Origin of the sequence: Streptomyces sp. NBC_01341 (assembly GCF_035946055.1) — a bacterium.
In the GTDB taxonomy this organism is placed as follows: Bacteria; Actinomycetota; Actinomycetes; order Streptomycetales; family Streptomycetaceae; genus Streptomyces.
On sequence record NZ_CP108364.1, the window covers coordinates 2,653,832 to 2,675,633 of the forward strand.

The 21,802-nt window shown below is 71.2% G+C and carries 20 protein-coding genes; 5 read left to right on the forward strand and 15 right to left on the reverse strand.

The annotated features are described in order from the left end of the window. Positions 1-47: 47 nt before the first annotated feature. The 3 genes from OG206_RS11300 to OG206_RS11310 form a co-directional block, all read right to left on the reverse strand. Positions 48-218, reverse strand: a complete 171-nt coding sequence (locus tag OG206_RS11300; RefSeq protein WP_327114899.1) for a hypothetical protein — start codon at positions 216-218, stop codon at positions 48-50. Positions 219-345: 127 nt separating this feature from the next. Beyond that, entirely contained in the window at positions 346-807 is a 462-nt protein-coding gene (locus tag OG206_RS11305) for a molybdenum cofactor biosynthesis protein MoaE (protein WP_327114901.1), read from the reverse strand. 145 nt (positions 808-952) lie between these two features. Then, positions 953-2,095, reverse strand: a complete 1,143-nt coding sequence (locus tag OG206_RS11310) for an SDR family oxidoreductase (protein ID WP_327114903.1) — start codon at positions 2,093-2,095, stop codon at positions 953-955. A gap of 191 nt (positions 2,096-2,286) precedes the next feature. On the opposite strand from OG206_RS11310, the gene OG206_RS11315 reads away from it, so the two are divergent. Together OG206_RS11315 and OG206_RS11320 are read left to right on the forward strand one after the other, a co-directional pair. After that, positions 2,287-3,753, forward strand: a complete 1,467-nt coding sequence (locus OG206_RS11315) for a zinc-dependent metalloprotease (protein ID WP_327114906.1) — start codon at positions 2,287-2,289, stop codon at positions 3,751-3,753. Next, positions 3,750-4,298, forward strand: a complete 549-nt coding sequence (locus OG206_RS11320) for an NUDIX hydrolase (protein WP_327114908.1) — start codon at positions 3,750-3,752, stop codon at positions 4,296-4,298. The genes OG206_RS11315 and OG206_RS11320 overlap by 4 nt, the downstream gene beginning before the upstream one ends. 80 nt (positions 4,299-4,378) lie before the next feature. Here OG206_RS11320 and OG206_RS11325 read toward each other — a convergent pair whose 3' ends face one another. The 4 genes from OG206_RS11325 to OG206_RS11340 form a co-directional block, all read right to left on the reverse strand. Beyond that, positions 4,379-5,134 carry an AIM24 family protein gene (locus OG206_RS11325; protein ID WP_327114910.1) on the reverse strand — a complete coding sequence of 252 codons (756 nt, stop codon included), beginning with the start codon at positions 5,132-5,134 and terminating at the stop codon, positions 4,379-4,381. Between the two features lie 18 nt (positions 5,135-5,152). Next, the gene (locus tag OG206_RS11330; protein ID WP_327114912.1) at positions 5,153-5,833 is read right to left on the reverse strand and encodes an AIM24 family protein; all 681 of its coding nucleotides are present in this window, start codon (positions 5,831-5,833) and stop codon (positions 5,153-5,155) included. 11 nt (positions 5,834-5,844) lie between these two features. Beyond that, positions 5,845-7,425 (reverse strand): TerD family protein, encoded by a 1,581-nt coding sequence (locus tag OG206_RS11335; protein WP_327114914.1) that lies wholly within the window; start codon positions 7,423-7,425, stop codon positions 5,845-5,847. Positions 7,426-7,530: 105 nt separating this feature from the next. Beyond that, complete coding sequence (locus tag OG206_RS11340) at positions 7,531-8,154, reverse strand: M48 metallopeptidase family protein (RefSeq protein ID WP_327114916.1); 624 nt, start codon at positions 8,152-8,154, stop codon at positions 7,531-7,533. Between the two features lie 180 nt (positions 8,155-8,334). On the opposite strand from OG206_RS11340, the gene OG206_RS11345 reads away from it, so the two are divergent. Next, positions 8,335-9,480 carry a ThiF family adenylyltransferase gene (locus tag OG206_RS11345; RefSeq protein WP_327114918.1) on the forward strand — a complete coding sequence of 382 codons (1,146 nt, stop codon included), beginning with the start codon at positions 8,335-8,337 and terminating at the stop codon, positions 9,478-9,480. Positions 9,481-9,543: 63 nt separating this feature from the next. Continuing rightward, complete coding sequence (locus tag OG206_RS11350) at positions 9,544-11,040, forward strand: ABC1 kinase family protein (protein ID WP_327114920.1); 1,497 nt, start codon at positions 9,544-9,546, stop codon at positions 11,038-11,040. A gap of 390 nt (positions 11,041-11,430) precedes the next feature. Here the strand turns inward: OG206_RS11350 and OG206_RS11355 are convergent, their stop codons facing one another. From OG206_RS11355 to OG206_RS11375, 5 genes are all read right to left on the reverse strand, one after another. Next, on the reverse strand, positions 11,431-11,631 hold the full coding sequence (locus OG206_RS11355) for a hypothetical protein (protein WP_327114922.1): 201 nt from the start codon (positions 11,629-11,631) through the stop codon (positions 11,431-11,433). Between the two features lie 156 nt (positions 11,632-11,787). Beyond that, positions 11,788-12,126, reverse strand: a complete 339-nt coding sequence (locus OG206_RS11360) for a hypothetical protein (RefSeq protein ID WP_327122240.1) — start codon at positions 12,124-12,126, stop codon at positions 11,788-11,790. Positions 12,127-12,143: 17 nt separating this feature from the next. Further along, positions 12,144-12,512, reverse strand: coding sequence for a WhiB family transcriptional regulator (locus tag OG206_RS11365; RefSeq protein ID WP_327114924.1), 369 nt, complete (start codon positions 12,510-12,512; stop codon positions 12,144-12,146). A gap of 171 nt (positions 12,513-12,683) precedes the next feature. Then, positions 12,684-13,007: a hypothetical protein gene (locus OG206_RS11370; protein ID WP_327114926.1), complete on the reverse strand. Its 324-nt coding sequence runs from the start codon at positions 13,005-13,007 to the stop codon at positions 12,684-12,686. Positions 13,008-13,174: 167 nt separating this feature from the next. Further along, on the reverse strand, positions 13,175-15,403 hold the full coding sequence (locus OG206_RS11375) for an ATP-dependent DNA helicase UvrD2 (RefSeq protein WP_327114928.1): 2,229 nt from the start codon (positions 15,401-15,403) through the stop codon (positions 13,175-13,177). Between the two features lie 188 nt (positions 15,404-15,591). Between OG206_RS11375 and OG206_RS11380 the strand changes: the two genes are divergently transcribed. Next, positions 15,592-15,834 carry a mycoredoxin gene (locus OG206_RS11380; protein WP_203182343.1) on the forward strand — a complete coding sequence of 81 codons (243 nt, stop codon included), beginning with the start codon at positions 15,592-15,594 and terminating at the stop codon, positions 15,832-15,834. Positions 15,835-15,916: 82 nt separating this feature from the next. On the opposite strand, the gene nudC is transcribed toward OG206_RS11380, so the two are convergent. From nudC to OG206_RS11395, 3 genes are read right to left on the reverse strand one after another with little or no spacing between them, the layout of a single operon-like run. Beyond that, positions 15,917-16,864 (reverse strand): NAD(+) diphosphatase, encoded by a 948-nt coding sequence (nudC, locus tag OG206_RS11385; RefSeq protein WP_327114932.1) that lies wholly within the window; start codon positions 16,862-16,864, stop codon positions 15,917-15,919. A 45-nt stretch (positions 16,865-16,909) separates the two neighbouring features. Then, positions 16,910-18,304: a dipeptidase gene (locus OG206_RS11390; protein WP_327114934.1), complete on the reverse strand. Its 1,395-nt coding sequence runs from the start codon at positions 18,302-18,304 to the stop codon at positions 16,910-16,912. A gap of 10 nt (positions 18,305-18,314) precedes the next feature. After that, entirely contained in the window at positions 18,315-21,782 is a 3,468-nt protein-coding gene (locus OG206_RS11395; RefSeq protein WP_327114936.1) for a UvrD-helicase domain-containing protein, read from the reverse strand. Positions 21,783-21,802: the final 20 nt, after the last annotated feature.

The following is a 21,802-nucleotide window of genomic DNA, read 5'->3' on the forward strand; positions in this document are numbered from 1 at the left end:
CGGGCGGGGGTGGTGCGGAATTGGCGACTGTGTACGGTCGCCCCGTCTCAGACGGTCTCGGAACCGGAGCCCGACTTCTCCATCGCTTCACGGAACCTGGCGTAGCCGGCGAGTTCGGTGACATCACCGGTCGTTCGATTGCGGGCTGCCCACCCTCCCCATATCGCCGCGCCGAGAGCGGCTATAAGCGGAATCAACAGCCATGCGAGTGCAGCCATCACGACCTCCCTGCCCCATGAGCGACCGCAACTGACGATCAGAAGATTAACCACCTGCAGCACCAACGCTCGTGGCAGGGGGGTGGTTACGCAAATCGGGGCTGATGACCTCCGGGGCGGTTTGCGCTCAGCAGGCGCCGACCCACTCCTCGGTCCCGTCGGAGAAACGCTGGTGTTTCCAGATCGGGACCTCGTGCTTGAGGTCGTCGATCAGCGTGCGGCAGGCCTCGAAGGCCTCACCCCGATGGGCGCACGAGACGGCGACGACCACGGCCAGATCGCCGACACCCAGTTCACCCACCCGGTGGACGGCGGCCAGGGCCCGCACCGGGAACTCCGCCACGACCTTCTCGGCCACCCGGCGGAGCGCCTCGCCGGCCGTCGGATGACAGGAGTATCCGAGCGAGCCGACGTCCTGCCCGTCGTCGTGGTTGCGCACCGTGCCGACGAACAGGGCCATGCCTCCGGCGGCGTCGTCCCCCACTGCGCGGAAGACCTCGTCGACGGAGAGCGGCGTGTCACGGATGTCCAGAAGCCGGATGGGGTCCTGGGCGGCCTGCTCGCCGGGGTGATCGTGAGTACGTGCCATGGGGCCATCGTGCCGCACGGCACCGACATACCGGAATAGCGCTTTCGACCGGTGGCGCGCCGGTCTGCTTGGAGCCTCCTACCAGCGTCGGACGACGGGGGCCGTACCGGCCGCCTGCGGGGTGGGACGACGGCCCGCCCGTTTCCTAGAAGCGGCGACGGGCCTTCCGGGCCCGCCTGACCAGGGCTGCCGTGCCGAGCAGGGCGACCGTGGCCCCGGCGGCACCCGCCGCGGTGGCGTCCTTGCGGCCGAGCCGGCGGCCGGCGAGCGTGTGGCGGCCCTCGACCTCTTCGAGGAGCGCCCCCAGGACTTCCTCGTTGGTCCACCGGGGACGCCATCCCACGTCGTGGAGCCGGCTCACGCTGACGACCCAGGGGTGCATGGTGTACGCGAGATCGCCGGCCGGGGAGGGCGTGAGGCCGATCCGGTGCAGCCGGGCGGCGGCGCCGAGGGCGACGGCGGAGGGCAGCTCCATGCGGCGCACGCCGGAGAGCTCCTCCACCTCCTCCTGCTCGAGCCAGCCGTCGCAGCCGACCGCGAACTCTCCCTCGATCTTTTCGAGCGCGGCGTACTCCAGGGCGCTCACCAGGTCGTCCACGTGGCAGAACTGCCAGGCCGGGCGTGATCCGGCGACGACCAGCAGCCTCGGGGACTCGAAGTACCGGGTGAGTGCCGTGTCCGTGCCGCCGACCAGGACGGTGGGACGCACCACCGTGACGTTGAGCCCGGGGTGGGCACGGGGAGCCCGGCGGCCCAGCCTCTCGATCTCCAGCAGGTCGCCGACGCCGGTTGCCTCCGCCGTGGCACGCAGCTCGGCGTCCTCGGAGAGCGGGATGTCGTTGTCGGGCAGGGCGCCGTAGACCATCGCCGACGTGCACAGCACGACCCGGTGGACACCCACGGCCGCTGCCGCCGTCAGCACGGTCTGGGTACCGCGCACGTTGAACGCGGTGCGGGCGGCGGCGTCGGTCTCCAGGTCGAGATCGACCGCCATGTGCACGACGACGTCCGCACCCCGCAGCTTCTCGGCGATGGCCGGGTCCCGTACGTCCAGGATGTGCCAGGTGGCCTCGGAGACGTCTCCTCGGCGCTCGTCTATGGCGATGACCTGCTTGATCTCGTCGGATGCGGCGAGGTGGGCGGTGAGCAGCGCGCCGACTCCGGTTGCGGCGCCGGTGACGGCGACGACGGGACCGCGGCTTCGGGAATTCTTTTTCGTGGGCTTGCTCTCGGTCGAGGGGTCGGCCAGGTTTCGCGCTGCGCGAACCTGTGGATCTGGGGAACTCACCGGGCGTCTCCAGCGGTTGTCTTCAGTACGTACCCGAATGACGCGTGCGTACCAGGTGGCGTCCATCCTGCCGCAGGCCGGGAGCCGGCGGAGCACTGAGGCCCCGAGCGGCCTTCGGTGTCTACGCTGGATGGTGATGTCGGGCAGTCGCCGTCGGTTCGAGCCGGCGGCCCTACGAGCCGAGGAAACCCGTGAGTGACACCCCATTCGGATTCGGCCTTCCGCCGGAGGAGCCGGAAGACGGCGACGAGGGCAAGAAGAAGGACCCCACCGGTGGTGGGCAGGGCCCGGGCGGGCCGGCGAACCCGTTCGGCTTCGGGCCGGGAGCGGGCGGCGACAACCCGTTCGCCGCGATGTTCGGCTCGATGAACCCGAACGACCTGGGTGCGGCCTTCCAGCAGCTCGGCCAGATGCTGAGCTACGAGGGTGGGCCGGTCAACTGGGACATGGCCAAGCAGATCGCCCGGCAGACCGTGTCGCAGGGCACCGCTGACGGCAGCAAGGACGCCAGTGTCGGTCCCGCGGAGCGTTCCTCGGTCGACGAGGCGCTGCGCCTCGCCGACCTCTGGCTGGACGGCGTGACCTCTCTGCCGTCGGGTTCCGTCTCGACGGTGGCGTGGAGCCGCGCCGAGTGGGTCGAGGCATCGCTCCCCGCCTGGCAGCAGCTGGTGGACCCGGTCGCCGAGCGCGTCGGTCTGGCCATGGGCGACGTCCTCCCCGAGGAGATGCAGGCCATGGCGGGCCCGCTCATCGGCATGATGCGGTCGATGGGCGGCGCCATGTTCGGTCAGCAGATCGGGCAGGCCGTGGGCGTGCTCGCGGGCGAGGTCGTGGGCTCGACCGATATCGGCCTGCCGCTGGCACCGGCCGGCAAGGCGGCGCTCCTCCCGCTGAACGTCGAGCGCTTCGGCAAGGACCTGAGCGTGCCGCAGGACGAGGTCAGGCTGTATCTCGCGCTGCGCGAGGCGGCTCACCAGCGGCTCTTCGCCCACGTTCCGTGGCTGCGCTCGCATCTGTTCGGCGCGGTGGAGGCCTACGCACGCGGAATCAAGGTCGACACCAGCAAGCTCGAGGACGTCGTCGGCCAGTTCGACCCGTCGCAGCCGGAGCAGCTGCAGGACGCCCTGCAGCAGGGCATGTTCCAGCCGGAGGACACGCCGGAGCAGAAGGCGTCGCTGGCACGCCTGGAGACCGCCCTCGCGCTCGTCGAGGGCTGGGTGGACGCGGTGGTGCACGAAGCGGCGAAGTCCCGGCTGACCTCGGCCGACGCGCTGCGCGAGACGATGCGCAGGCGCCGGGCGTCGGGCGGCCCCGCCGAGCAGACCTTCGCCACGCTCATCGGGCTGCAGCTGCGGCCGCGCAGGCTGCGTGACGCGTCGCGGCTGTGGGCCTCGCTCACGGATGCCCGGGGCGTCGACGGCCGCGACGGTCTGTGGGGCCACCCGGACATGCTGCCCACCGCCTCGGACCTCGACGACCCGGACGGTTTCGTCCACCACGAGCAGCTGGACTTCTCCGAGCTGGACAAGATGCTCGGAGAGGCGGCGAAGGGCCCCCGGAAGCCCTCCGCCGAGGACGAGGCGAAGGACCGGGCCGAGGGCGACGACGAGCCCGGCGACGGCCCGGCCGACAAGGGCAAGGACGACACCGGCCAGTGACCCTGCACGACGACGCGGTACTCGTACTCAAGGGCTACGACGATGGCAGGGACGCAGAGCAGGCGCACCTGCGGCAGGCATACCTGGACCATCTCGCCGGACACCCCGACGGCATGTGGAAGGCCTGCGGAGCCGGCCATCTGACGGCAAGCGCCCTGGTGATCGACCCGGAGCGCGGCCGGGTCCTGCTGACCCTGCACAAGAAGCTCCGGATGTGGCTGCAGATGGGCGGGCACTGCGAGCCGCAGGACACCACCCTGCGGGCCGCCGCCCTGCGGGAGGCGACGGAGGAGTCGGGGATCACCGGGCTCACCCTGCTCCCCGGTGGACCCGTCCGTCTCGACCGGCACCCCATTCCGGCACCGTGCAACTGGCACCTGGACGTGCAGTACGCCGCCACGGCGTCCGCCGACGCGACGGAGCGGATCAGCGAGGAGTCCCTGGACCTGCGCTGGTTCCCCTATGACGAGGTGGCTGCGGTCGCGGACACCTCGGTGGTGCTGCTGATGGAGAGCACCCGCGCGCGGCTGGAGCAGACCGGCTAGGCGGCCGGACCGGCCCATGGATGAGGGCGGTCTCCGGTGGAGACCGCCCTCACCCATGGGCGCCACGTGGGCGCGGCTGCTCAGTTCCAGGCGTTGTTCTGGTTCTGGCCGTGCGCACCCTGCTGGCCCACACCGAACTGGGCCGCCGCACCCTGTCCGATCTGGGCGTTCTGCGGGGGCAGCACCTCGCTCGGCTGGACGAGCGCGAAGCCCTGCCCCAGGAAGCTCAGCTCCCAGCCCTCGCCCGTGCTACCGCGACGCCGCATGACTCCCGAGGAGTGGGTCTGGGCCTGCATCTGCACCCGGAGCCCGCTCGACCAGGCGACGATCGCGTCGGCATCGGCGTTGACGTACTTGTCCGGCGTCACCTCCATCATCAGCGGCTGGCCGGAGGTCATCAGCGCGACCTTGCCGTTCCCCGAGATGTTCAGCTGGTACTTGCCGGTGCCGGAGATCCCGTACTGGCTGTCCACCGCGATGACCTCGGTGTGCAGCGAGGAGTCCAGGGCGAGGACGTAGGCGCTGTCCACCGTCATGCCCTCGTGGTCCACGTCGACCATGTGGATGTACTGGGCGAGGTTCGCCAGATACACCGTGCCCTGGCCGGAGCAGCGCATCAGGTCGAGGCCCTCGCCCGTGTTCCTGCGGGCGCGGCGCTGGCCCTGCGACTGGTACTCGCCGTCGAACTCCATGAGGCCCTGATAGGCGACCATGGCTCCCTTACGGGCGAGGACGTCGTCGTGACCGGTCAGCGAGACCCGCAGGAGCTGCGGGTTCTGAACCGTGTACCGGTCCTGCGACTGCTGTTCGGTGTGGCTGAAAAGCGGACTCTGCATGATGTGTTCTCCCCCCGCTCAGTTCCGGACCCGCAGGCGGTCGGTGCTGTCCTCGCTCGGCTGGACGACGACGATGCCCTGGCCGGAGAAGGCCATCTGGTAGGCCTCCCCGCTGCCCCGCCCGATGAGCGAGCCCGCCTTGAAGCTGCGCTTGCCCTTCACCTTGAGGTTCGGGGACCACGCGACGAGGGCGTCGGGGTCGACGTACGTCTCGTCCTCGCCCCTGCCGCAGTCGACGACGATCGGCGTGCCGCGCGACGTGATGGCGACCCATCCCGTGCCCTGGATTCCGACGTTCCACAGGCCCTGGCCGGCGAACTTCGCCAGCCCCTTGACCCGCTCCACGCCCCAGGTGAGGTGACCGTCGAAGGCGAGGAGGTTCGTGCCGTTGACCGACAGCGAGTCGTTGTTCAGATTGATGACGACCACGTCGGCGCCGTAGTCCGCGAGGTAGAGCAGTCCGTCGCCCGAGCACTTCATGAGCGGGGTGCCCTCGCCGGTGATCCACTGCGAGGCGATCTGGCGAACGGCGGGCGGATTGGGCTCGTACTGGATGAAGCCCTCGTAGGCCACCATCGAACCGGTACGTGCGTAGAGGTCCTGGCCGGTGGCCATCGCCACCTTGAGCATCGTGCGGCCGTGGTTCTCCATCCGGGCCGTGACGGGCGTCGGGGCGAAGCCCGCGAGTTGCTGGTTCATGACGGGCTCCCTCAGACCTCGTAGGGCTGGACGACGATGAAGTTCCCGGGAGCTCCCCGGAACTGGAGGTTCACGGTCTCCCCGCTGTGTCCCGGGTACGCGTTGCGGCGCAGCCGGACCTGGCTGGAGAGGATCACCTGCGACGCGGACGACCAGGCCACCACGGCGTTGGCGTCGGCGAAGGTGGTGGGGGTGACCGGCAGGACGACCGGGACGCCGTGCGTCTTGACGACGACGGTTCCCGAACCCTGGAACTGCATGGTGAACAGAGCCCCGCCGGGAATGCCGTGGCCCTCGATCCTGCGGACCTCGTACTGCAGGGTTTCGTCGAAGGCGAGGACGCTCTCGGCGGAGACGCAGATGCCGTCACCCTGGAGCTCGATGGGATGCAGGTGCGCCCCCTCCTCGGCCAGGAAGACCTGGCCGCGGCCGGTGCAGCGCATGAGCTGCATCTCCTGGCCGGTCGCGTTGCCGACCATGCGGCCCGCGAAGCCTGCGCCCTTGTAACCGAAGTCGACCTTGCCCTGGTACATCACCATGCTGCCCTGTCGGGCCAGCACGGGCGTGCCGCCCATGGTGAGGTCGACACGCATCAGTTGCTGGTTCTGCGAGGTCCAGCGCTGCCCGGTCGCCGTCTCCTTGTAGGGCTGCAGGGCTGCCTGCAGCCCCGCGCCTCCCTGCGGAACGCCCTGCGGCACACCCGGGGGCTGCTGGCCGAACGGCTGTTGCTGCCCGAAGGGCGGCGCGGCGGGCGGCTGCTGACCGTACGGCGGCGCGGCAGGCTGCTGGCCGTACGGCGGTGTGCCTTGTCCCGGCACCTGCCCGAACTGCGGCTGGCCGTACGGGGCTGGTGCCTGCGGGGCCGGTGCATGCGGGGCGGGCGCCATGGGTGCCGCGATCGTCGGTGCGGCGTGGATGGGCTGCTGGGGAGCGGGTGCCGGAGCACCGAACGCCGGTGCGGGCGCCGCCGGAGAGGCCGTGGGTGCACCGAACGCCGGAGGCGCGGTGGCCTGGGCGGGCGGGGCGAAGCCCGGAGCGCCCAGGGGCGGAGCGGCGGGTGCCTCCTCGGCGACTTCCCCGCCGAAGTTCTTCAGCAGTGCGTCCAGTCCGCCGTCGAAGCCCTGGCCGACGGCGGCGAACCGCCAGACGTCCTTCAGGTAGAAGTCACCGAGCATCACCGCGCGTTCGGTGGTGAACTCCGCGCCCGTGAAGGCGTACTTCACCACTTCCTCGCCGCCCGCGACGATCCGGATGTATCCGGGACCGACCTGGGACATCTGCCCGGCGCCGTCGATCGTGGCGGTGAAGGACAGCTTGTGGATGTTCGCCGGAATGCGGTCGAGGGTGACGCGGAACGACTCGGTGTCACCGGCCTGGGCGCCGAGAAGCTGAATGGACTCCTCAGGAGATTTCGGCTGGTTGAAGAAGATGAAATAACGGTCGTCCGAGAGCTGCTCATTGGCGTCCAGACCGAAGCAGCTGATGTCGAACGTCAGGCCGGGACCGGCGACCTGTACGCCGACGTACAGATCCGTCCCTGACGTGAGATCACTGATCTTGGCCTTGTGGCCGCGCTGAAATTCCCTGGCCATGCGTAACGACCGTCCCCCATCCCGAAGGTGATTGCGTCGCGTCAGGCTAACCGCAAACCACGACATCGAGCCAAGCCGGTACAGATCCGGTACAGAATCGGCAACTCACTCCTCGCGTGCGGCAGGCAGGTGCGGAAGCCGCTCCGCCGCCGCGACCCCTTCGAGGTAACCGCGTGCGCGCTCGGTACGGGAGTAGGTCTCCAGAAGCCGCCAGAAGCGCGGCCCGTGGCCGGGAACCAGCAGGTGGGCGAGCTCGTGGAGGAGTACGTAGTCGACCACGTATTCCGGCATGCCCTGCAGCCGGTGCGAGAGACGGATACTGCCCTCGGCCGGGGTGCAGGAGCCCCAGCGGGTGTTCTGGTTGGTCACCCACCGCACGGACGCGGGCCGGGCCCGGCCCCCGAGGTACTGGGCGGACAGCCGCTCCGCGCGCTCGGCGAGCGCGCCGTCCCCGATGACGCGCTTGCTCTCCTGCGCGGCGAGTTTGTCCAGCATCACTCCGACCCAGCGCTGCTCCTCGGCCTCCGACATCCGGGCCGGGATGAGGACGATGGTGCGGTCCCCCTCGCGGTAGGCGGAGACCGTTCTGCTGCGCCGGGCGCTCCTGCGGACCTCGACCGCGCTCATCGCAGGGGGGCGGGGCGGCTGGGCGGCTGCGCTGCGCTGCTGGCGTCCGGCGCTGCGCGCGGGGGTCTCCCCGGCGAGGCCGGGTGAGGAGTCGGCGGACACGCCTCGACGTTACCCGTTGCCGGTGGGGGAAGTCCCGCGCCCCGGACCGTCCGGCATTGATCCACTTCTCGGCTTGCACCATTTGAACGACTAATGCCCGGCCCTGTGGACAACTTTTCGCCCGTTTCGCCGCCAGGTTGCATTCTGGCAACGGATCTCGACATCGAACGGGGAGAAGTCATGCATCCGATGCTGAAGCCCGCCCTCCGGCGCGCCTGGCGTGGACGGAACACCGTGCAATTCGGTGTGACGCCCGCGCACGCGGTGACTCTGGGGCCGATGGATATCGCCACCGGAAGTTTTCTGGAACTACTCGACGGAACACGCGGACTGCCCCTTCTCCGCGAAGAGGCCAGAGCACTGGATCTGTCGGACCGTCATGTGGACATTCTCGTTTCACGCCTCACGGAAGCCGGACTGCTCGACGATCCCGGTGCGGGCGGCGCGGAGGCCGAGGCGCTGCGCCGGCGGGCCGAGACCCTGGAGCGTCAGCGCCCGGACGCCGCGTCGCTCTCCGTCGTCCATCCGGCTCCGGGCGGCGGGCTGCGCACACTGGCCGCACGACGCTCGATGCGCGTGCAGGTGCGGGGTGCCGGAAGGGTGGGCGCGACGATCGCGGCAGTCCTTTCCTCGTCCGGTGTCGGCAGGGTCGATGTGCTCGACGGAGGCCGGACGGAGCCCTCGGACGTCGCACCCGGAGGGCTCCCGGCGGCTTCGGTGGGAGAGCGGCGGGACACGGCGGCCCGGCAACTGGTACGCCGGTCCGCGGTCGGAAGACCTCCCAGGGCGGACGAGCCGGGCGGAGTGCCGGCGGGAGGCGAGCCCGCACTGTCCCTGATCGTGGTGGCCCCCAGGGACGGCCTCGCGGTCCATGCCCCTGCCCCGGATGTCGCCGCGCCCTGGATCGCCTCGGGCACACCACACCTGTACGCGGGTGTGGTGGAGGCCACAGGAGTGGTCGGCCCGCTGGTGCTTCCCGGCGGCACGGGCTGTGCGGGATGTCTCGCGCTGCACCGTGCGGAGCGGGATCCCCAGTGGCCCAGGATGCTCGCGCAGTGGAGGTCCGGGCGGCGCACCGCGGTGCAGGCATGCGATCTGGGTCTGGCTACGGCGGTGGCCGGACTCGCCGCAGCCCATGCGCTGTCCTTCCTCGACGGAGAGCTGCCGGCCAGCACGGGCACGAGGTGGGAGGCAGCGATGCCCATGCTGGACTGGCGATCGGCACGGCTCGGCCCCCACCTCGACTGCGCCTGCGGTGCGGCCGGGCACACTGAGGGGGAACTCACCTCCGCGACCGGCTCCCCGCAGGACACAATGGCCGGGTGACCGCAGCCGACGGAGCGGGCCCGGGATTCACCCGGCACGACAGTCAGGGAACTGGAGGGGCACATGTCTGATCTTCCGCGGAAGGCGGTCACCCGTACCGCGAAGCTGGCTGCTCTGCCGCTGGGCTTCGCCGGCCGTGCCACATGGGGTCTGGGCAAGCGGATCGGCGGCAAGTCCGCCGAGATCGTGGCCCGGGAGGTCCAGCAGCGCACGGCAGACCAGCTCTTCAAGGTCCTGGGCGAGCTGAAGGGCGGTGCGATGAAGCTCGGGCAGGCGCTGTCGGTCTTCGAGTCCGCCCTCCCGGAGGACATCGCCGGCCCGTATCGCGCGGCTCTCACCAAGCTGCAGGAGGCGGCCCCGCCGATGCCGACCCGCACCGTCCACAAGGTGCTGGCGGAAAGGCTGGGCGAGGACTGGCGGGACCTCTTCGAAGAGTTCGACGATCAGCCCTCCGCCGCGGCGTCGATCGGACAGGTCCACCGCGCGGTGTGGCACGACGGACGTGCCGTCGCCGTCAAAGTGCAGTACCCCGGGGCCGGGGAGGCGCTGCTCTCCGACCTGACGCAGCTCAGCCGCTTCGCACGGCTGCTCGGCCCCCTGGTTCCCGGCATGGACATCAAGCCCCTCATCACCGAGCTCCGCGACCGCGTCTCGGAGGAGCTGGACTACGAGCTGGAGGCGGCGGCCCAGCAGGAGCACGCCGCGGAGTTCGACGGCGACCCGGACGTGGTGATCCCCGGAGTGGTGCACCAGTCGGAACAGGTCCTGGTGACGGAGTGGATCGAGGGCATACCGCTGTCGGAGGTGATCGCCGACGGCACGCAGGAGCAGCGGGACAGGGCGGGTCAGCTGCTGGCGCGCTTCCTGTTCTCCGGGCCTGCCCGCACCGGCCTGCTGCACGCCGATCCTCACCCGGGGAACTTCCGGCTTCTGCCCCCGGCAGACACCGACGATTCCGGCACCGGCGGCTCGGGGACCGTCGATTCCGGCATCGTCGACGAGGACACTGCGGGCGGGGCCGCCGGGCTCGACGGGGACTTCGGCCGATGGCGCCTGGGGGTTCTGGACTTCGGCACGGTCGACCGTCTGCCGGGCGGTCTGCCGCGCGCCATCGGTGATGCCCTGCGGATGACGCTGGACGGCGACGCCGACGGCGTCTACGCCTCCCTCCGCGGGGACGGATTCGTCAAGGACTCGATCGAGCTGGAACCCGACGCGGTCCTGGACTATCTCCTGCCGATCATCGAGCCGGCTCAGGTGGACGAATTCGCCTTCTCCCGCTCCTGGTTGCGCAGCCAGGCCGGGCGTATCGCAGACCCTCGTTCCCCCGCGCACCAGTTGGGGAAGCAGCTGAACCTCCCGCCGTCGTATCTGCTGATACACCGGGTCACGCTCAGCACGATCGGTGTGCTGTGCCAACTGGGCGCGACCGTACGGCTTCGGGACGAACTGGAATCCTGGCTGCCCGGGTTCGTCCTCGACGCGGAATCCGACGAGCCGTACCCCGAGGACGAGGATGCGCCGGCGGCAGCCCAGGAGACGGCACCGGTCGACGCTTAGAGGCTTCGACGCTCAGAGGCTTCGACGCTCAGGGGTTTCGTCCGGAGCAGGCTGGTTCAAGGAGCGGGGTCCGGTGCGGCACCTGAGCGGACACGGTGTGCCCATCCGGTCCGGTGAGCCGCCCGGTCCGGTTGGCCGCCCGGCTGGTTGACCGGCCGGGTGAGTGAGCCGGCCGGCCCGGTGAGCGGGCGGGCCAGGGGACCGGGGCGCCGGTGTACCAGGGTCCGGCGTGACCGAGGGGTTCCCCTCCCGCGGAAGTCCGGGGCGCCTCCCGGGCACCCAACCGGTCGGGTCGCATCCAGTGGGCTTCCGGCGAAGCGAAGAGGCGGGCCACGAAGGCGGGAATGCGCGCGGCTCATGGTGCGGGGCAACCGGTCCCGGCCCCGCCCGTCACCACAGGTCGGAGTCGAGCCGCCCCTCGACGGCCCGGATGTGGGTGCGCGCACAGGCCTCGCAGAAGTACCGCCGTCTGCCGTTCTCCACGGAACAGAGCCAGGTGGCAGGCGGCGTGCCGCCGTCGGCCGAGGTACCGCAGTTGGCGCACAGCGCGGGAGCGGCCGGAGCCTCGGGATCCTCGGTCTCCTCGTCCACTTCGCGACGGTAGCGCCGTCGCCGAGTGAGCGCACGGCGTAACGCACTGCGGGGCCGGTCCGATCGCGATCGGACCGGCCCCGCAGATGGGGAGGGCGGCTGCCCGGGCGAGCGGCGCCCGGGCGGCCTTGGTGCTCAGCGCCGCTGGTGAAGCTGTCAGTGCATGACTGCCATGGCGAGCGCGCGGCGGGCACGCATCGAGGCGCGCTCCGCACGACGCTGCATCCGCCGGGCGGCGACCAGGCGCTCCGCCTGGCGACCGTGCTCGGCTTCCCTGAGGCGCTCGTGCATATGCGCACGGGCCAGGGCTTCTGGGATGAGTTGCATTTCGCGGGTCCTGTTCTGACGCGAGTCGTTCGCGCCGATGATGGTGACGTCCGGGGTCGCGGAGCCGACGGGCTCCCTCGTGGGGGTGATCATTGGTGCCTGATTTCGGGGGTCATGAGTCTGGGGACGGTCGATGGTGCCGATGCGCTTCGTTCGTGCGGGGGACATGACCCCCAGGCCGGCGGTCACGCGGCGACCGGGTTCTTGCGCGGACGGCCACGCGGACGCTTGCGGGCGACGACGACGCCCTGGACGAAGAGCTCGCCACCCCAGACGCCCCACGGCTCGCGGCGCTCCTTGGCGCCGGCGAGGCAGGCCTCGACGAGCGGACAGGTCCGGCAGAGGGACTTGGCGTACTCGACGTCCGCCGGGGACTCGGCGAAGAAGACCTCGGGGTCGTAGGAACGGCAGGGGACGGGTACGCCGAGGTTCTCGATGGCGTCGTCGAGCGCGGTGAGCGCGGTGAGGGGGATCAAGGTGGAGTCCTCCGTGGAGCCGGGCGGGGCGATCGTGTCGGAAGGCGGTACGGACGGGGCGTGCGTCTCGAGTTGCACGGTGGTGTTGTCCTCGTCTGGTCTGCCGGCCTGTTGGCCGGTTGGTGGCGGGTACCAGGTCCTGCTTGTCCCGAGGCTCCTTCGTGCCGTCTCGTCCGTTCGGACAAAACAAAAGGGCCGCGGATCCCGAGTGGGGTTCCGCGGCCCTGAAGGCGCCGGCCTGATTCCGGATCAGGCTGGATCGCTCCAGGGTTCAGGCCCACGGAAGGCCCACATCGTGTGGTGCTGCGTCGTCTGCTTCTTGGCTCCGGCACCGGCTGCCGCAAAGGCATAGGCCGAGGCCTGTGCCTTCACTACTGCTGCTTCCGGTGCCTGGGTCGGTCGCTCATTGCGCTCTCGCACGGGCAGGCTCGCCAGGAACAGCGGGCTGCCGGCGGCGATACCGGACACACCGGTGCCACGAAGCGAGAGCTCCGAGGAGCGGGCGAGGCCGAGTGAGCAGGTGGAGACGACCGACGGATCGGTCATTTTGATGGTGTTGATGATGCTGATCACGACAATCGCCTCCTCTCGGCGTCTCAAGGGACCGGCCGGGGCCGATCCTGCGGTATTCGGATAAGTACAGCACGGATTCAGGGCTTCAGAGAAGACGCTGTTCCCGTGGACAAGAACCTATGGTGACGACTGGTGCCCGCGCAAACTATTTTTTCGACGAGTTTTTCTCACACGTCGCCGTGATCCTCGCCCGATGCCGGATCCAGCGTCCGACCTGCGCAGATGGTCAGCACATCGGCTCCGAACCTGGCCAGCTTCCGGTTCCCGACGCCCGGGATGACGACGAGCTCCGCCTCGTCGGCCGGGACCGCCTCGGCGATCGCCATCAGCGTCTTGTCGGTGAAGACGCAGAAGGCCGGCTGGCTGATCTCCTTCGCCCGCTCCGCGCGCCATTCCCGCAGACGTCCGAACAGCGCCTCGTCCATGTCCGAAGGACAGTCCTCGCAGCGCATCAGCTTCATCTCGCCGGCTTCGGTGAGTGTTCTGCCGCAGACCCGGCACCTCACGGGCCCGCGGCGCCGCGCCCTCGCATCCCGACCGGCGCCGTCCGCGCTCCTGCCCGCACCGGTGCCGGTTCCCCGGTCGATGCCACCGCCGCCGCCGGTCCCCGCCCGCATGCCGGCCGCCGATGATCCGGGCCGGAGACCGTTCAGGAAGCGGGTCGGCCGGCGTCCGGCGCGACCCCCGGGCGACCGGGACACGGCCCACGACAGTGACAGGTGGAAGCGGGCACGGGTGACGCCGACGTACAGGAGGCGGCGCTCCTCCTCGACCTGTTCGTCGGTCTTGGCGTAGGCGATAGGCATCATGCCCTCGGTCAGCCCGACGACGAACGCGGCGTCCCATTCGAGGCCCTTGGCCGAGTGCAGCGACGCCAGGGTGACGCCCTGGACCGTCGGCGCGTGCTGGGCGGCGGCCCGCTCGTCGAGCTCCGCCACGAGGTCGGAGAGCGTCGCACCCGGTTTGGCCTGCTCGAAGTCCTCGGCGAGCCGGACGAGTGCGGCAAGGGACTCCCAGCGGTCACGCACCGCGCCGGATCCGGCGGGCGGCTTGGAGGTCCACCCCTTGGTGGAGAGCACCGCTCTCACCTCGGACGGCAGGTCGTCGGCTCCGTCGAGAAGCGAGTCGTTGCCCCCCGCGCGTGCGGCGCCGCGCAGCGCGACGCCCGCCTCCCGTACCTCGGGGCGGTCGAAGAAGCGTTCGGCCCCACGCAGCTGGTAGGGGACGCCCGCGTCCGCCAGGGCCTGTTCGTAGACCTCGGACTGGGAGTTGACCCGGTACAGCACGGCGATCTCCCCGGCGGGGACACCTGCGGCGATCAGATCACGGATCCGGCGGGCGGTGCCCTCGGCCTCGGCGGGTTCGTCCGCGTACTCCGTGTAGACGGGCTCGGGGCCCTTGTCCCGCTGCGAGACGAGCTCCAGGCGGTGCTCGGCCGCTTTGCCACGGGCCTGGGACAGCAGGCCGTTGGCCAGATGCACGACCTGCGGTGTGGAGCGGTAGTCCCGCACCAGCTTGACCACGGTCGCGTTCGGGTGGCGAGTGCGGAAGTTCAGCAGGTGGTCAGGGGTGGCCCCGGTGAAGGAGTAGATCGTCTGGCCGGCGTCGCCGACGACGCAGAGATCGTCCCGGTCGCCGAGCCAGAGGTCGAGGAGCCGCTGCTGGAGCGGGCTGACGTCCTGGTACTCGTCGACGACGAAGTGCTGGTACTGGCGGCGCACGTGCTCGGCGATGTCGTGCCGGTCCTGCAGGATGCCGACGGTCAGCAGCAGCACGTCCTCGAAGTCGATCACCGACCGGTCGCGCTTCAGCTGCTCGTACATCCCGTAGATCTGCGAGAGCTCGGCAGGGTCGCGCGGGGCGTCCCGCTGGGTCTTCGCCACGGCGGCCGGATAGTCGGCCGGCACGGTCTGGGTGACCTTGGCCCACTCGATCTCGCTCGTGGCGTCCCGCAGCTCGTTGCGGTCGAGCCGGATCCCGCAGCGCGCGGCGGCCTCGGCGACCAGCTGGACCTTGCGCTCCACGAGGCGCGGGAGCTCGCCACCGACGGCTTTCGGCCAGAAGTACTGGAGCTGGCGCAAGGCTGCGGAGTGGAAGGTCCGGGCCTGGACACCGGTCGCGCCGAGCTGCCGGAGCCGGCCGCGCATCTCACCGGCCGCGCGGTTGGTGTAGGTGACGGCGAGCACGGTCGTCGGCTGGAGGATCCCGGCGCGCACCCCGTAGGCGATGCGATGGGTGATCGCCCGCGTCTTGCCCGTGCCCGCTCCGGCCAGCACGCACACGGGTCCGCCCAGGGCCAGCGCGACCTCGCGCTGCTCCGGGTCGAGCCCGTCGAGCACGGCGTCCGCGGAGTCGGGGACCCGGGGGAACAGGGTGGAGTGCGTTGCTGCTGTCACCCCGCCATGCTGCCAGGTCGCAAGGGGGCGGTGCGGCGGTTGTCCACAGGGCCCGCCATTCGTCGTACCGGCCGGGCGGGGGCGGGAATGGCCTTCGGGTCAGGCGCGTTGCCTGGATGCGGGAAGGTGCGTCAGCATACTTGCCCGCCTTCCCAGTGAGACGTACGAGACAAGGGAGCACCGACGACATGCCGGGCACTGTGACGATGTACAGCACCACCTGGTGCGGCTACTGCCGCCGGCTCAAGGGCCAGATGGACCGCGAGGGGATCGCGTACACCGAGGTCAACATCGAGCAGGACCCGGATTCGGCAGCTTTTGTCGAGAAGGCGAATGGCGGAAACCAGACGGTCCCGACCGTACTGTTCCCGGATGGTTCGACGCTGACGAACCCGTCGCTGGCCCAGGTCAAGCAGAAGATCGGCGCCTGATCGGGGAGATCCCGATCCTCGGAGGGCCCCCGCCTCGGCGGGGGCCCTCCGTCGTACCCGGCTGCCGCGTGCGGCGCTCCCGTCAGGCGGCGTTGCCCGGCCGGGGAAGGGGCTTGCCGTACCAGAGCTCGATCAGGCGCGCGGCGATGGAGACTCCGAACGGGGGCAGTACCTCGCCGGATTCGAAGGCCGCCGTCAGCTCCTCGCGCGAGAACCAGCGGGCCTCCTCGATCTCCTCCCCGTCCACGGTGATCTCGGACGAGGTGGCGCGGGCCATGAAGCCGAGCATCAGGCTGGACGGGAAGGGCCACGGCTGGCTGGCGACGTACTCGACCTCGCCGACAGTCACCCCCGCCTCCTCGAACACCTCGCGGGCCACCGAATGTTCGATCGACTCACCCGGTTCGACGAAGCCGGCGAGCGTCGAGAAACGCCCCTCCGGCCAGTGCACCTGGCGCCCCAGGAGGGCGCGGTCCTGGTCGTCGGTGACCAGCATGATCACCGCCGGGTCGGTCCGCGGGTAGTGCTCCGCACCGCATGCGGGGCAGCGGCGGATGTGACCGGCGGCGGCGATGACGGTGCGCTCGCCGCAGCGCGAGCAGAAGCGGTGCAGCCGCTGCCAGTTCTCCAGCGCCACGGCGTGCACCATCAGCCCGGCGTCGCGGGGTCCGAGGAGCAGACCCGCCTCACGCAGCCCGGCGGGGCGTGCGGACTGGTCCATGCGGCCCGGCAGCGAGTCCTTCTGGAGTGCGAAGTAGCGCACGCCTTCCTCGTCGGTGCCCAGGAAGTAACGGTGGGTCTCCGTGACCGGCGCCTCGAAAGCAGGCGTCATGACGAGTTCGGTGCCGCCGTCCGCGGTGTCGTCGATGAGCGCCTGGCCCCCCGAGACGACGAAGACTCTGGTAGTCGGGTGGCTCCAGGCCGCGGCGAGCCATGCCTCGTCGAGCCGGTGGTGCGCGGCGCGGTCGATGCCGCTGGGCGCGGTGAGACCGATCGGGCGGTCTGTGGTGGCGTTGTCGAAGGTGCTCACAGGTGCTTCCTACTCCCCCGGGGGTGGATCGGGCATTCAGAGGATTCAGCGGAGTGCGGCGGCCAGCTCGCCCCACAGATGGGCGCTGGTCTCCACGCCCTTGAGGAGGAGGTCGAGCTCGACCTTCTCGTCGGGACCGTGCCAGCCGTCGGACGGTACGGAGATGCCGAGGAAGAGGACGGGTGCGCCGAGCACGTCCTGCAGGTCGGCGGCCGGTCCCGAGCCTCCCTCGCGGGTGAAGAGGATCTTCGTCCCGAAGGCCCGCCCCATGGCCCGGGCGACCGCCTGGAGGGCGGGGTGGTCCAGGGGCGTCAGACAGGGGCGGGTGGCCGGGGAGAAGGTGATCCGGTGCCGGACGCCGGCCGGGATCCTGCTCTTGGCCCAGGCGCGGACCAGTTCCTGGACGTGGTCCGGGTCCTGGCCGGCGACCAGCCGGAAGCTCAGCTTCACCATGGCCGACGACGGGATGACGGTCTTGCTGCCCGCGCCCTGGTAGCCGCCGCCGATGCCGTTGACCTCGGCGGTGGGCCGGGCCCAGACCCGCTCCAGCGTGGAGTAGCCGGCCTCGCCGGCGGTGGCCCGCGACGAGGCGGTGCGAAGCCAGGTCGCCTCGTCGAAGGGCAGCTCGGCGAAGAGGGCCCGTTCGGTTTCGGTGAGTTCGGCGACCCCGTCGTAGAAGCCCGGGACCGCGACCCTTCCGTCCTCGTCGTGCAGGGCGGCGACGAGCCGGGCGAGAGCGGTCGCCGGGTTGGGCACGGCTCCGCCGAAGGATCCGGAGTGGATGTCCTGCCCGGGGCCGAGGAGCTCGATCTCGCACTCCGCGAGGCCGCGCATGCCGGTGCAGACGGTGGGGGTGTTCTCGTCCCACATGCCGGTGTCGGAGACGATCACGGCGTCCGCTGCGAGCCGGGCCGCCCGTTCCTCGGCCAGCGCGCGGAAGTGCGGGGAACCGGACTCCTCCTCGCCCTCGACGAGGAGCTTGAGGTGCACGGCCGGGGTGGTGCGGCCGGTCGCCGCGAGGTGGGCGCGGACGCCGAGTGTGTGGAAGAACACCTGGCCCTTGTCGTCCGCGGCGCCCCGCCCGTACATCCTGCCGTCGCGGATCACCGGGTCGAACGGGTCGGTGTTCCAGCCGTCCTCACGGGCCGCGGGCTGCACGTCGTGGTGTCCGTAGACGAGGACGACGGGTGCGTCCGGGTCGTCCGAGGGCCACTCCGCGAAGACCGCCGGGGCACCGGGTGTCTCCCAGATCTCGGTGACCGGGAATCCGGTCTCGGCGAGCTTGGCGGACAGCCATTCGGCACTGCGCCGTACGTCCCCGGCGTGCTCCGGCTGAGCGGATACGGACGGGATGCGCAGCCACTCGGCGAGGTCGTCGAGGAAGGCTGTGCGGTGCTGCTCGGTGTACGTACGGACGGCGCTGTCCGGGGTGTCGCTCATGTTCATGAGCCTATCGGCCCCGCGGAGGTGGCTCGTCCAGCAGGAGCTTCTCCAGCTCCGCCCGGCCCGGCAGCCCGGTGGGCCTGACCGTCTCCCCGGTGCGCACGTAGAGGAAGGTAGCGGTGACCGCTTCCAGCGGCAGACCGTGCAGTTCGGCCCAGGCCAGGCGGTACACCGCGAGCTGGAGCGGGTCCGCCGTCCGGTGCCGGGTGGTCTTCCAGTCGACGATCTCGTAGGTGTCCCCCGTGCGGTAGACCGCGTCGATACGGCCGCGGATCACCCGGCCCCCGAGGGCGATCTGGAACGGCGTCTCTACGCGGTACGGCGTGCGCCGGGCGTACTCGGTGCGCTCGAAGGCGTCCTTCAGCTCGGCCAGGTCGCGTTCGTCCGCGATCTCCGCGTCGCTTCCGTCGCCCCCGGGGAGTTCGTCCGGGCCGAGCATGGGCAGCGGCAGTTCCTCGAAACGCGACTCGACCCACGCGTGGAAACGGGTCCCCCGGCGGGCTGCGGGCTGCGGGGCCCGGGGCATGGGGCGTGCGAGCTCCCGGGCGAAGCCGTCGGGGTCGTCGGCGAGGTGCAGCAGCTGGGTCGCGGAGAGCGTGGAGGGGACGACGACGTCGCGGACGGTGGCGCGGGCACGGCGCAGTTCGCCGGCGAGGGCGTCGAGGTCGCGGTCCCAGGAGGCGAGGGTGCGGGACTCCTCCGGGGTGTGGCCCGGGTCGCCGGGGGCGCGGGCGGCGGGGACGTGAGGCGCGGGGTGCGAAGGCCGGGCGGCCCCGCCACCGCCGGACGCCGTCCCACCGCCGTCCGGGAACGGGTCGTCGTACGGAGCGGCCGCCTCGTCGTACGGCGGCTCCTCGTCCCCGTACGGCGGCTCCTCGTCCCCGTACGGCGGCTCCTCGTCGTACGCGCGCTGCCCACGCGCGCGCACGGGCTCTTCGTACGCCGACGCCGGGGGCGCGGCGGCGAGGGTGTCCAGGTGAGCGAGCACGGTGTCCCGGGCGGCACGGCGGCGGGCCAGGGCCGTGGCGTCCAGTGGGAGTGGCCATGCCCGGCCGGCGTCCTTCTCCTGGAGGGCCGGGTTCTCCTCGTCCGTCTCCGGCTCGTCCGCCCACACCTCGATCTCGCCGTACCCGGCCGCGCAGTGCTCGTACAGCGCGTCCAGGAAGGCGGACGGGCCGCGGGGCTTCTTCTGGGAGGGGCCCCACCAGTGGCCGGAGCCGAGCAGCAGGGACCGGGGGCGGGTGAGGGTGACGTAGCCGAGACGGAGTTCCTCGGTGCGCTGGTGCTCCTTCATCTCCTCCTTGAACTCCTTGAGCCCCTTGGCGTCGAAGGACCGGAGGACCGGGAGCGTGACCGCGTCGCCCCGCAGGGCGTGCGGGAGGACCTGGGACTGCGAGGTCCACGCGTCCCGGGACTGCGTACTGGGGAACTGGCCGGTGACGAGCCCCGGGACGGCGACGACGTCCCACTCCAGGCCCTTGGACTTGTGGGCGGTGAGGACCTTGACGGTGTTCTCGCCGCCGGGCAGGGCGTTGTCCAGGCCCTTCTCGTACTGCGCGGCGGTGCGCAGGAAGCCGAGGAAGGCGAGCAGGCTCGCTTCCCCGTCCACCGCGGCGAATCCGGCCGCTACGTCCAGGAAGTTGGCGAGCGTCTCACGGCGGCGGGCGGCCAGGGCGTGGGGTGAGGCGGAGAGCTCCACCTCGAGCCCGGTCGTCGCGAGGACGCGGTGCAGGACGTCCATGAGGGGGTCGGCCAGCGAGCGGCGCAGCTCGCGGAGCTCGGTGGCGAGACGGGCGAAGCGGACGCGGGCCTCGGCCGAGAACGGCAGCTGGTCGTCCTCGGACCCGGCGGACTCCAGGAAGGTGTCGAGGGCGTCCGCGAGCGATATCGCCTCGGACGGGTCCACGCCCTCGACGGCCTCGGCCAGGCGGCGCCCGGGGTCGGTGTCCGCGTCACCCGGGGTGGAACGGTGGACGAGGAGGCGCGCCCGGCGCCCCAGGAGAGCGAGGTCCCGGGGGCCGATGCGCCAGCGCGGGCCGGTGAGCAGCCGGACGAGGGAGGCGTTCGCCCCCGGGTCCTGGAGCACCTCGCAGACGGCGACGAGGTCGGCGACCTCGGGCAGGTGCAGCAGGCCGGACAGGCCGACGACCTCGACCGGGATGTCCCGGGCGACGAGGGCCGCCTGGATACGGGGGAAGTCCCCGGCGCTACGGCACAGGACGGCGATCTCACCGGGTGCCGTCCCCGTGCGTACGAGGTGGGCGAGCGAGTCCCCCAGCCAGTCGATCTCCTCTGCGTGGGTGCGCAGCAGGGCACATCTGACCATGCCGTCCCGCTCGGCCCCGGGTGCGGGGCGCAGCGCCTCGACCCCTTCGTGCAGGGCGCGCAGGGGCTCGGCGAGACCGTTGGCGAGGTGGAGGAGGCGGCCTCCGCTGCGGCGGTTCTCGCTGAGGGAGTAGCGGGTGGCGGGCGTGCCGTCGGCGTGCGGGAAGTGGTCGGGGAAGTCGTCGAGGTTGGCCACGGAGGCACCGCGCCAGCCGTAGATCGCCTGGCAGGGGTCGCCGACCGCGGTGACGGCGTGGCCGGCCGTTCCGTCGGCGCCCCCGCCGCCGAAGAGCGCGGCCAGGAGCAGCCGCTGGGCCACGGAGGTGTCCTGGTACTCGTCGAGCAGGACGACGCGGAACTCGTCCCTGAGGATCGCGCCGACCTCGGGCCGGGTGAGCGCCAGCTCGGCGGAGAGGGCGATCTGGTCGCCGAAGTCGAGGAGGTCGCGGCCGCGCTTGGCCTCCCGGTAGCGCCGGGTCAGGCCGAGGAGTTCGCGGCGGGCCTCGGCCGTCTCGGGGATCTTCCGCAGTTCGGCGTTGGTGAGCCTGGCCGTCCCGAGCGCGTGGAGCAGCCCGGTGTCGTGCTCGGCGAGCTGTCCGGGGGGTACGAGGTGTTCGGCGAGCTCGGCGTCCAGGGCCAGCAGGTCACTGACGAGGGTCGGGAAGGACCTGGTGAGGGCCGGGTAGGGGCCGGGTGCCTCGCGCAGCACGCGGGCGGCGAGCTGGTAGCGGGTGGCGTCGGCGAGCAGGCGGGTCGTCGGTTCGAGACCGATGCGCAGTCCGTGCTCGGTCAGGAGCCGTCCGGCGAAGGCATGGTAGGTGGAGATGCTGGGTTCGCCCGGAGGGTTGTCCGGGTCGATGACGTCCGGGTCGGTGACCCCGGCGGCGGCGAGGGCCTTCCGCACCCGCTCGGCGAGCTCGCCGGCCGCCTTGTTGGTGAAGGTCAGGCCGAGCACCTGTTCCGGGGCGACCTGGCCGGTCCCGACCAGCCACACCACCCGGGCGGCCATCACCGTCGTCTTGCCCGAGCCGGCTCCGGCGACGATCACCTGTGGAGCGGGCGGCGCGGTGATGCAGGCCGTCTGCTCCGGGGTGAAGGGGATCCCGAGGAGTTCCTTGAGCTGCTCGGGATCGGTGATGCGGGAGGACACTCCAGGAAGGCTAACCGGAC